This window comes from Deltaproteobacteria bacterium (assembly GCA_005879795.1).
In the GTDB taxonomy this organism is placed as follows: Bacteria; Desulfobacterota; Binatia; order DP-6; family DP-6; genus DP-6.
Genome location: VBKJ01000156.1, coordinates 19343 through 29751 on the forward strand (window position 1 = coordinate 19343; position 10409 = coordinate 29751).

The 10409-nt window shown below is 70.6% G+C and carries 11 protein-coding genes and 1 tRNA gene; 1 reads left to right on the forward strand and 11 read right to left on the reverse strand.

Annotation, left to right across the window (positions count from 1 at the left end; genetic code table 11):
- Window positions 1-3: 3 nt before the first annotated feature.
- From E6J59_13540 to E6J59_13565, 6 genes are read right to left on the reverse strand one after another with little or no spacing between them, the layout of a single operon-like run.
- Window positions 4-864, reverse strand: coding sequence for an ABC transporter ATP-binding protein (locus E6J59_13540; protein ID TMB18854.1), 861 nt, complete (start codon window positions 862-864; stop codon window positions 4-6).
- Window positions 861-1742 (reverse strand): ABC transporter permease subunit, encoded by an 882-nt coding sequence (locus tag E6J59_13545; protein TMB18855.1) that lies wholly within the window; start codon window positions 1740-1742, stop codon window positions 861-863. The genes E6J59_13540 and E6J59_13545 overlap by 4 nt, the downstream gene beginning before the upstream one ends.
- Window positions 1732-2301, reverse strand: coding sequence for a hypothetical protein (locus E6J59_13550; GenBank protein ID TMB18856.1), 570 nt, complete (start codon window positions 2299-2301; stop codon window positions 1732-1734). The genes E6J59_13545 and E6J59_13550 overlap by 11 nt, the downstream gene beginning before the upstream one ends.
- Entirely contained in the window at window positions 2302-4035 is a 1734-nt protein-coding gene (locus E6J59_13555) for a hypothetical protein (GenBank protein TMB18857.1), read from the reverse strand.
- Between the two features lie 25 nt (window positions 4036-4060).
- Window positions 4061-4825, reverse strand: coding sequence for a hypothetical protein (locus E6J59_13560; protein ID TMB18858.1), 765 nt, complete (start codon window positions 4823-4825; stop codon window positions 4061-4063).
- 18 nt (window positions 4826-4843) lie between these two features.
- The gene (locus tag E6J59_13565) at window positions 4844-5605 is read right to left on the reverse strand and encodes a VWA domain-containing protein (GenBank protein TMB18859.1); all 762 of its coding nucleotides are present in this window, start codon (window positions 5603-5605) and stop codon (window positions 4844-4846) included.
- Between the two features lie 725 nt (window positions 5606-6330).
- Here E6J59_13565 and E6J59_13570 point away from each other — a divergent pair.
- Window positions 6331-6403, forward strand: a tRNA-Ala gene (locus E6J59_13570).
- A 44-nt stretch (window positions 6404-6447) separates the two neighbouring features.
- On the opposite strand, the gene E6J59_13575 is transcribed toward E6J59_13570, so the two are convergent.
- The 5 genes from E6J59_13575 to E6J59_13595 form a co-directional block, all read right to left on the reverse strand.
- Window positions 6448-7656, reverse strand: a complete 1209-nt coding sequence (locus E6J59_13575; GenBank protein ID TMB18860.1) for a hypothetical protein — start codon at window positions 7654-7656, stop codon at window positions 6448-6450.
- Window positions 7657-7892: 236 nt separating this feature from the next.
- Window positions 7893-8249: a helix-turn-helix domain-containing protein gene (locus tag E6J59_13580; protein TMB18861.1), complete on the reverse strand. Its 357-nt coding sequence runs from the start codon at window positions 8247-8249 to the stop codon at window positions 7893-7895.
- A gap of 4 nt (window positions 8250-8253) precedes the next feature.
- Entirely contained in the window at window positions 8254-8481 is a 228-nt protein-coding gene (locus tag E6J59_13585) for a hypothetical protein (protein ID TMB18862.1), read from the reverse strand.
- 5 nt (window positions 8482-8486) lie between these two features.
- Complete coding sequence (locus tag E6J59_13590) at window positions 8487-8915, reverse strand: hypothetical protein (GenBank protein ID TMB18863.1); 429 nt, start codon at window positions 8913-8915, stop codon at window positions 8487-8489.
- Window positions 8916-8979: 64 nt separating this feature from the next.
- A partial coding sequence (locus E6J59_13595; GenBank protein TMB18864.1) for a DUF3987 domain-containing protein occupies window positions 8980-10409 on the reverse strand: 1430 nt, incomplete at its 5' end.

A 10409-nucleotide genomic window follows, 5' to 3' on the forward strand; every position in this document is an offset into this window, starting at 1 on the left:
GGGTCACGCGCGCGGGCGGGGAAGCGCCCCCGAGGCCGGAGCCTCCTCCTCCATGCGGCGGAGCAGCTCCTGCGTGATCTCGACGAACCATGGCTTCCGCCGCATCTCCTCGGGCGGCTCCTCGGGGCGCGGGACCTCCAGCACCTCCACCAGGCGCCCCGGGCCGGCGGACATGCGAAAGACCCGGTCCCCCAGGTAGATCGCCTCCTCGGGCGAGTGGGTAACGAAGAAGACGGTCTCCTGCTGATCCTTCCAGAGCTGGATCAGGAGCTCCTGCATGCGGAGCCGGATCTTCGGGTCGAGGGCGCCGAAGGGCTCGTCCATGAGCAGGATGCGCGGGCCGACGATCAACGTCGCGGCGATCGCCACCCGCTGCTGCATGCCCCCGGAGAGCTCGTTCGGATACTTCGCCTCACAGCCCTCGAGCCCCACCTTGTGCACCCACTCGCCGGCACGCACGCGGCGCTCGGCGCGCGGCACGGCCCGCAGCGCGAGGCCGAAGGCGATGTTGTCGACCACGGTCAGGTGCGGCAGCAGCGAGTAGCGCTGGTCGACCAGACCGCGGTCGGCCCCTGGCCCTTCGATCGGCCGGTCGAAGACGCGCGCCTCGCCCTCGGTCGGCGGGAAATGCGGCGCGAGGCCGGCGATGATGCGCAGCAGCGTCGACTTGCCGCAGCCCGACGGCCCGACGATCGTCACCAGCTCGCCCTTGCCGGGCAGGTCCGCCACGGCGAACGACACGTCCTGGATGGCAACCCGCCGCTCGCCGCCACGCCCGAACACCTTGGTGACGTGCCGGAAGGCCACCACGTCGGGGGCCCCGCCCGGCACCGTCTCGGCGGCGGATGGCGCGTCGCGGGTCATGGCTCCTGGCGGTAGGGAAAGAGGAGGCGGCCGCCGAGGCGCCACGCCCGGTCGCAGGCGACGCCGATCGCGACGATCACGATGATGACGGCGAAGATGGCGGCCGTGTGCGCCCGCCGCTCGGACACGGTGATGAGATAGCCGAGCCCCTTCTCAGCTGCCACCACCTCGGCGAGGATGATCCAGCCCCAGCCGACGCCGTAGACGCCGCGCAGGATCTCCCAGATGTCGGCCTTGGCGACCGGGAAGAGGACGTGACGGACGAGCTGCCAGTCGGTCGCCCCCTTGGTCACCGCGACGTCGAGATAGGCGGCGGGCACGTCCCCGACCGCCTTCACGACCAGCGGCAGGAGTGCCACGAAGCAGCCGATGAAGAGGAAGCCGACCTTCTGCATCTCGGAGAGCCCGAACCAGGCGAGCGTCAGCGGCACGAAGACGACGATCGGCACATACGCGCCGACGAGCGCGAGCGGCCGGAAGAACGCCGCGACGGGCGGGAAGCTGCCCATGTAGACGCCGAGCGGCACGGCGACCACGGCGGCGAAGCCGAAGCCGACCGTGACCCGGATGAACGACGTCGCCGTGCTGCGCACGAGTCCCTGCTCGAAGTGGAGCCGCGGGAAGGCCTCCAGCACCTCGGGCGGGCTCGGCAGGATGAGGGGCGGAAGCACGCGGTCCTCTATGCGCGCGCCGTGCGTGAGCAGCCACCAGCCGCCGAGTACGACGGCGACGAAGGTCGCCGTGAGGAGGAGCCGGACGGGCCGCGAGGGTTCCGCTCGGACGCGCAAGTGGAGGAGTCGCACGGCGGCGGTGACGAGCCCGACGAAAGCGAGTGCCGAGAGGAGGAAGCGCAGCTCCGCGCCGGCATCAGAAGGCAAAGCGCACCTCCACCCGGCGATGCCGGAGCGCCGGGATGGGCGCCGGCTCGACGAGCGGGCAGTCACTCACCACGCAGTCCTCCCAGGGCGGGATGCTGCCCGTCTGGTAGAAGCCCTGGACGTAGCGCCAGTCGGTCGCCACGAAGTCGCTGTACCACTGGTCCAGGTGCGTCACCCCCGCCTCGTGCATGAGCGTGAGCGCGTAGCGCGCGGCCTCGAACTCGTAGTCGTGCAGCACCTGCATGAAGCGCGCCCGGTCCTCCGTGTGCTGCAGCTCGACCAGCTTCGGCTCGAGCGACGGGGCCACCCACTGCACCGAGTGGCCGAAGAGGTGCAGCACGATGAAGCACTGCGTCTCGAAGCCGACGTCGGGGTCGACCGCGATGCGGAGCCCGTCGAAGATGCCGGTGCGGGGCGGCTCGAGATCCCGGTACTCGATCGCGAAATCGTGCTTGACGATCCGCGAGGTGGCCCGCAGCCAGAGGCCCACCATCTGCTCTGGCGGGAGCCGGTTGACCAGACGATGGCCGACGAGCTCGTGTCCGGCGAGCGCCGCCATCTACTCCTTCTCAAGCGGGAATACCTTCACCTCGACGCGGCGGTTCCGCTTGTTGTGCTCGGGGTTGCTCGGGTCGGTCATGCCGGGCACCGGGTTGTCCCAGCCGTTGCCCACCACCTTGAACTTGTTCGGATCGAACTTGTACTTCTCGATGATCCGCTTGCGGACCGCGTCGGCGCGGTCGTAGGAGAGCTGGCGGACCAGGTCGGCGGGCACGATGCCCTTGCGGCTCGCGTCGGTGTTCCCTTCGATCACGATGTAGGCGTTGCCGAAGGAGCCCGCGAGCTTGCCGATCTCCTCCAGCACCTTCGGGATGTTCGCGTCGTAGTCGGGGTTGAGCATCGCCTTGTTGGGCTCGAAGACGATGATGACCGACTTGGTCAGGATCTCGCCCGTCTCGGCCTCGGCGGTCTTGAAGATGGCGCCGGCGCGGAAGGTGGGCTGCGAGAGGTCGTGGACGTCCTTGTACTCCTCGCTCATCTTGGCAAGGACGCCCGCCGCCTTCACCTTGGCCGCCGGTACCGGCACGTCGATCGCGCCGAGCGACTTGTAGATGGTGGAGGCGCGGCTCCACACGACCTCGAAGTTGGACGGGTTGAGCGGGTCCAAGAAGAAGTTTGCGTTCTCGCGGTAGTTGGTCAGGTGCGCGTCGCCCTCGACGATGCCGCCGTCCTTGCCGATCATCGCCGAGCAATCCTCGACCGGAATCTTGAAAGCGGCCGACATGAGCCGCGCCGCCCCCGGGATGTCCTTCCGTAGCATGTCGACGCCGTCGAAGATGCCGCGCACCAGGTTGGCGGCGATGTCGGGGTGGTCGCGGTAGAAGTCGTTGCGGACCGCCCACACGTCGGCGATCAAGTGGTTGGCGCTCCCCGTGCTCACCACGAGCCGCGTCCCCGGCACCTGCTCGGACACCGTGTAGATGTCGGGCGACCAGCCGACGAAGGCATCGAAGGAGGCGTCCTGGACGAAGATCTTCGCCGCCGACGGCGCATCCGCGGTCCACTTGAAGTCGACCTGCGCGGGGTCGATGCCGGCGTCGAGGAGGAGCGACATGATGAGGTAGTGGCTGGGCGAGTTCTGCGCCAGCACGACCTTCGGCCGGTGCGCTCCGCGCATGCGGAGGTCGTTGACGCTCTTGATGTCGCCTCGCGCGACGATGCCGTCGCCGCCGGCCGACCAGTCCACCTGCTGCGCCACGACCGGCACGGTGCGCGAGTCCTTGACCAGCTCGGGCGCGAAGAGCGCGATCATGTCGAGCGTACCCCAGAGCACGTGGCTGTGGCCGCTGGCGAAGAGATCGCGCGCCTTGATCGGGTCGTCGACCAGGGAGAGCTGCACGTAGAAGCCGTACTTCTTCGCGAACACGCTCGCGTCGCTCGGGGCCATGCCGCCGTTGGCGACGATGATCGGCGCCCAGCCGGGCCACACGTTGATCGGGAACTGGACCACGAGCTTGCCGTCCTTCATCGGCTTGTCGTAGTCGCTCACGCCGGCGACCTGCGGGATCGCCGACTCACCGATCAGGGAGACCTCCTTGCCGCCCGCGAGGAGCTTCCCCGTCACGTCGGGCTTGGGCTGGGCCGCCTCCATCGCCTTCTTCGCCTCGGTCGGGTTGATCGACGGCGTGGTGGAGACCGGCCTGGGAACGAGCTTGTCCCACCAGCGGTACACGCCGAAGCCGACCACCCCGAGGATGAGCAGCGTGAAGACGAATCTCCCGCGTGCCGTCATCTCTAGCCCCTCCCGCCGAGCGGGATCATTTCTCGGCGATCTTCTGGCGCTCGTCCTTGGCGGGGGCCGGTGCCGCGGGCGCAGCCGCCTCGCCCTGCACGAGGCCCATCTTCTTGCGGTACTCCTGGAAGAGCATCGCGCCGCGGGCACGCCGCATCTCCTGCTGGCGCTGCACCGAGGAGCCCATCTCCTTGGCCAGGTCGAGCGTGGCGCGCATCTGCCCCTCGCCCGCCGCGGCCGACTGCCGGAGCTGCTGGATCGACTGCGCCAGCTCGCCGCCCATCATGCCCTGCAGCTCGGTGATCGACCCCTTCATCAGCGTGGCGAGCTGCTCGACCGACCGGCCGACGGCGACCTTCACCTTGAGCTGCTCGAAGTCGCGCTGAAACTTCTGGATGTCGCGCAGGCTCTGGGCAATGATCTGCGTGTTGTTCTGATAGAGCTGCTCCATGTTGTCGATCTGCCCCTTGTTGTCGGCCAGGTCCTGCTCCAGGTCGGCGAGCTGCTCGGCGTAATGCGCGCCGTTGGCCTCGTCGTTGGCCGCCGCGGTGGCCTGGAGCAGGCCCTGCAGCTCCTCGCGCTGGCGCTCCTGGCGCTTCAGCTGCTCCTTCAGGAGGGCGATCTGGCTCGCCAGCTGGCCGTTCGCGTAGTGCGCCTTGTCGGCTTTGCCCTTGGCGTCGCGGATGCCGCGCTCGACCACGGCCTGGTTGATGGCGTCGGTCTCGGTAGCCTGCTCGACCATGAGGCCGAGCCAGATGAAGACGCGTCTCACGGCACGGAACACTCCCATGGGTCGCCTCGCTTTCTCCTAGTCGGCCTTCCGGCCCTTGGCCGGCGGTTCCTCGTCCTCGAGCAGGATCTTGCGCTCGAGGATGTACTCGAACTGCTGGTCGAGCTGCCTGGCGTCCGCCGCGCCCACCACGGTCGCGCCGAGCGCTCGCAGCGCGTTGAACCGGTCCGCGTCGATGTCGAAGGCGACGAAGTGTGCCGAGAGCGTCTTTCCACTCCGGCTCGCCGTGTCCTTGAGCCGCGACAGCTCGCCGGCCGGCTCGGGACCGGCGGTGTTGACGCCGTCGGTCAGCACGAGGACGTGCTTGTGCGTGAGCCGCGAGGCGAGCACCGCCTGTCCGGCGAGCGAGACCGCCTGGCCCAGCGGGGTCGGCCCGTCGGGCTTCGCCGCGCGCTTGCGCCAGGCGCGAAGCGCCTCGGGATCGAAGGGCCCGAACCTGACCGCGGGCACCGCGCTCGAGTCCTTGAACACGAAGAGCCCCGCCTCGATCCTGCGCGGCGCGTCGGGCGGCGCGCTCGCGACGTAGGCCTGCAGGCGGTCGACGATCTGGTCGAGGGCGCGGTTGGCGATCACATACTTGGGCGCGCGTCCCCCCCCGCCGTCGGGGACGGGATCCGTCATGCTCCCCGAGGTGTCGTAGACGATCGCGAGCGCGATGCCCTCCTCCGGCGGCGCCGCGGGCCGTTCGTCGCCCGGGGCAACCGGGGCAGAGCTGATGACGAGGAGGAGGAGGACGAGAAGGCGGAGAAGCGCTCGCCCGCCGCTGCCTCGTCCTCTCATACGTCCTCCCCGCGCCCTACGGCGACCCCAAGCAGCTCATGGCCGGCGAGGCTTATATCAGTGAGCCTTGCGCCGGGCCACACGAAGGCTCCCCCCTTCATAGCGCGGCCTCACGGCCGCAACCAAATCCACCCCACCGCCGCCGTGAGGCCGCGGCCGTGGTCAGCGCTCGGCGACTTGAGCTCCCACGCCGCGTGATCGGCGTCCTCGACAGAACGTAGCGACCGCGTCCCCGCTCGGGGTGGTGATCGTCCCGGTGGTCTTCGACCCCGGTCGCCTGCCCAGATGATGGGCCACCTCGGCAAGAGTTGGCGGGCGTTCAGGAAGGGGCTGCACGAGCCAAGAGATCGAGAAGGCCCCCAAGCGCGACGACCCAGCCTCGAAACCGAGGCGAGAAGCCTGACGGGCGCAGTCTCGCGGGGAGGTGCTTTCACCCCGACCTCACGGTGCGTTCGCATCGTGCCGGAAGCCGGTGTCCACTGCGCCGTAAGCTGCGCCCACAGCCCGGCCCGAAGATCGTTCTCGCCCAGGAGTTCGGGGATGCGTGCCAGAGATGGATCTCGGCGAGGTTGCCGTACGTCGGCGCGAGACCGAAGCGGCGCCCTCACCACCACGTCGGGGGGACGAACTGGCACAACAGCCACCAGCCGCCTCGCCCGGAAGTTATTGACCCGCTCGCGCCCTCGGGCTATATGCCCGGCTCCGCTCGGGTTCTTCCCGCCCGTGGGGCCGTAGCTCAGTTGGGAGAGCGCTTGAATGGCATTCAAGAGGTCGAGGGTTCGACTCCCTTCGGCTCCACTCCTGCCATTCCTACCTTTCCGCATCGTTAGCACTCGCTCAACTCAGCCACGGACGGACGCGACGGAGGCCGAATCGGCCTCCTGCAGTGGTTCTGCAGTGGTGGGCTTCGCGGCCGTTCGCGCACCGAGCGGCACCACGTTCGTCGCGGGCCCCCGGTAGTCGCTCGCCCGCTTCCCCGCTCGGCGGAGGTCGTCGAGGTCGACGATGTGGTAGCGGCGGAGCATCGCCTCGGTGCGGTGCCCGGACCAGAGCATGACCGTGTGCGGGTCCACCCCCGCGTCGATGTAGTGCTTCACGCCGGAGCGCCGGAGGTCATGCGGCGTGCGCCCGGCCATCCCGATCGCGGCGCACGCGGTGTCCCACGCCTTCCGAAAGTTGCCGAGGCAGGGGCGGCGGGTGCCGTCCTTCGCGGGACGCACCGTGCCGCAGTTCCGGCCGTGGAAGATGAACGGGCACTCGGGCCGTCGGCGCCCCTGCTGGCGCTCGAGGACGGCCATCAGCTCCGGCGTGTGCACGGGGTCGAGCGGAATCTGCTGCGGCCGCTTCGTCTTGTTCGCGGCGCGGCGAAGGGTCAGGGCGCGGTCCGCGGCCGAGTAGTCCCGCCACTCGAGCTTCCGGGCGGCCCCGATGCGCCAGGGGCAGAAGAAGAGGAAGAGCACCACGTCGGTGATCACAGCGGGGAGGTGCTGGCAGAGCCGCTCGACGTCGGCCCGGCGGAAGAAGCCCTCGCGGATCGCGTTGGGGTCCTCGGGGGGGAGCTCGATGTCGGGGCGGCTGCGGGCCGAGAGCCGCTTCTTCTTGACCGCGAGCCGGAAGGCGCGGTTCACGAGCGCGAGCTCAATGCGGACGCTCCCCCACGCGGCCCCCTCGGCGCGGCGCTCGGCGACGTAGCGCTCGATCCGTGCGCCGATCCGGGTCGCCTTCGTGCGCTCCCCGAAGTACGCGGTCAGGTGCTTGAACGTCGCGAGCATGGTCGCCGTCGAGCGGTTCTGCTTGAAGGCGTAGTTCTCGCGGAGGAGCTCGCGGAGGTCCCCGAGCGTGAGCCGGTCCTCCTGCGGCACCTCATCACCCCGGCGGGCGGCCTCCCGCTTCGTCGCGAGCACGCGGCGCGCGCGGTCCTCGTCTGCGCCGTTTGCCGTCGGGTCGATCGGCACGAGGGTCGAGCCTTGGTGGGGCTCGCCGTCGAGCCAGAAGGCGAAATGCCAGAACCTTCCTCGGCGGAACACGGAGCCATCGCCTCTCAGTCTCATGATGCGCGTCCTCCTTTCGGGGCGCGCGCGAGGACGAGGCGGAGGCCCTCGACGACCAGGGCCTTGAAGGACGTGTGTCGCCTGACGGCCTCGAGCTTCGCGCGGGTCATGAGCGCGACGGGAAGGGTGACGGTCGTCGTCATCTCCTCGCCGGCCTCAGTGGTCCGCGGTCGCCCGCCGCGCGCGCGCCGGGTTGTGGGCATGAGGGCAGTTTTCATATATCCGTATCCGCCTTGTCAACCCACCTCGGGCCGCCGCCGCCAGCGCTCGAACGGGGGCCGGTCGAAGACCCAGGATCGACCGACCTTGTGGGCCCCGGGAATCTCGCCGCGCTTCGCCTTCCGCCGGGTCCAGGCCCTCGACTTCTGCAGCTTGGTCGTCACCTGCTCGAGGGTGTACGGCTCAGAGTCGGGCGGGGTCTCGAGCTGCAGCCCGCATCGCGCCAGCGAGACGGTCAGGAGGTCACGCACAAGGCGGCACCGACCTTCATGCACGGCCAGCTCGTCGAGCAACGCCTGCCGCGTCTCCACCGGCACCTCGACGGCGCGGGCCGGGTCGGCGAGGAGCGCGGCCAGGTCTGGGCGGGCAGCCATCGGGCTAGAACGGCACGCGCTCCTCGTCCCGGCGGCCGCCCGCGCCCGGGTCCGCGCTCACTGCGAGCGAGAGATACTTCTTCCCGTCGCGCGTTTCCTTCACCCATCCCGAGAGCCGGAACACCTCCCCGCGGATCGTGAGCTTGCCCCGGTAGTCGGGATGGCGGTCGCTCTTCTTTTCGGCCTCGCGGAAGAGCGCCCCGCTCATGTCGTCGCGCTGCTCTCGGTCCATCGGTCTCACCCCCTCCTCTTCGCCAGCAATTCGAGGTCACCCTGCGCGGCCTCGGGCGTGGTCGTCGTGTCGGTGTTCGTGATCGGGACCACCACGCGCGACGGCGTGACCGGCGCGCCCGTGCCCCGCGCCACCACGCGGCTCCCCGGCATGGCGCGCTTTGCCTCGACGATCGCGCGGAGCGGCTCGACGTCCGGCCGCTCGGCCGCGAGCTCGTCGCGGTCGAAGCGCGGTAGGGCAGCGTACGCCTCCAGCACCGACACGCCGGCGTCGCGGGTGAAGATCACCTCAGCGCCGAGGATCGTCGAGTAGACGACGATCCAGCCTCCGTCCCGGAGGGTGCGGGTGATCGTGACGGCCGCATCCTCGATCGCTTCCGCCACCGGCCCAGCGGGCGGCTCGGCCAGGCTGGCGAGGGCGAGCCGGACGAGCACGTCCCCCGGTGCGGCCTCGGCGTCGAGCCGGGCACGGTCGGCATCCGAGAGTGGCGCGACGATTTCAGATCCCCTGTTTCCGTCCGCAAATCCCGCAATATCCCCCTCCACTCTCCCGGCCGGCGTATTGTGCGGATATTGCGGACGCTCGGAGGCGGTGAGGAGCGCGATCAGCTCCGCCTTGTGGGCACGGAGCCGGTCGGCCAGGTCCGGTGGGAGCCGGCGCCCCCGCGCCACCAGCCGGTCCCCGTCGACGTCGAGGCGGATACCGGCCGCGGCGAGCTCGGCCATGAGGGCAAGCGTGGTCAGACCGCCACCTCGGCCATCTCCTCAGCGACCGCGGGGTGGACGGCGTAGGCCGGCGTCGCGGGGCGGCCCGGTCCCTGCCGCCGCGCGACCGGCTCGGGGCGGAGCCACCCGTACGCGACGAGCAGCGCGCATGCCTGCGCGCCTGCCGCAGGCGCGGGTCGGCGCGCATCACGTCGTACGCGACGAGCGCTTGTGCCTCGAGGTACTCGCCCAGGCGGACCGCGGCGGCAACCGTCTCCGCCGGGATCACTTCTGCCCAGGGGCGCGCCATGCCGACGGTCGCCACGAGATGGAGCCCGCCCGCGATGCGTGCGACGCGCCCCGCATGCTTCGAGGCCCATTCGCGCACCAGGGCGAGGCGGCCGCCGTCGGCGAGGTCGCGCTCGAGGCGGTCGGCGTAGGCCCGCCACACCTCGAGCGCCGCCCCGGCGAGCCGGAGCCGTGGCACGGCGGCGGCATCCCTCGGGCGCGGCAGCGCGAGGAGCCGCTCAAGCGCCGCGACATACGCGGTCCGGACGCGGAGGTTGGGTGTCGCGGTCGGATCATACCGCCGGGTGCCGGCGAGGTCGGGCGCGACCACGAGGCCAAACCGCGGGACGAGCCCGCGGTGGTGCAGCTCCGGATGCTCGCGCAGGCGCTCGAGGACCACCGGCTGGGGCGTGATGACGATGGACAGTGCGGGGTCCTCGACGCGGACCGCCTCGCGCGTGATCCGCCGCACGTCGATCCGCTCGCCGTCGTAGGCGTGCAGGTAGATCGTCGCCTGATCGCCGCCGTCGCGAACGTGGCGCCCGGCCGCGACGGCGAAGAGATCCGCGCCCTCCGCCGACGCGAGGAGCACGGACCCCTCCTGCTCGGCCAGGTCGAGCGCGAGGGCCTCCGGGGTGCGATCATCGACCACGAGACGCGGGACCGCCGGCACGGGCGGCAACTCCCGCGCGAGCGTCTCCGCCTCCGCGCAGAGCCGCTCCCGCGCGTCGGGGTCCTGCACCCGCGCCTTCGCCTTACGGATCGCCTCGAGCCGGGCCTCAGCCAGCTTGCGCCGTTCCGCCGCGGCCCGGACCTCGGGCTCGGCCTGGCGCTGCAGGACGCACTCGCGCTGGTAGAGCGGTGCCAGCATGTCCCGCAGGGCCGCACTCTTGCGCGTGCCGCTGGGGGAGACGGCGGCGACGTAGAGGCAGAGTG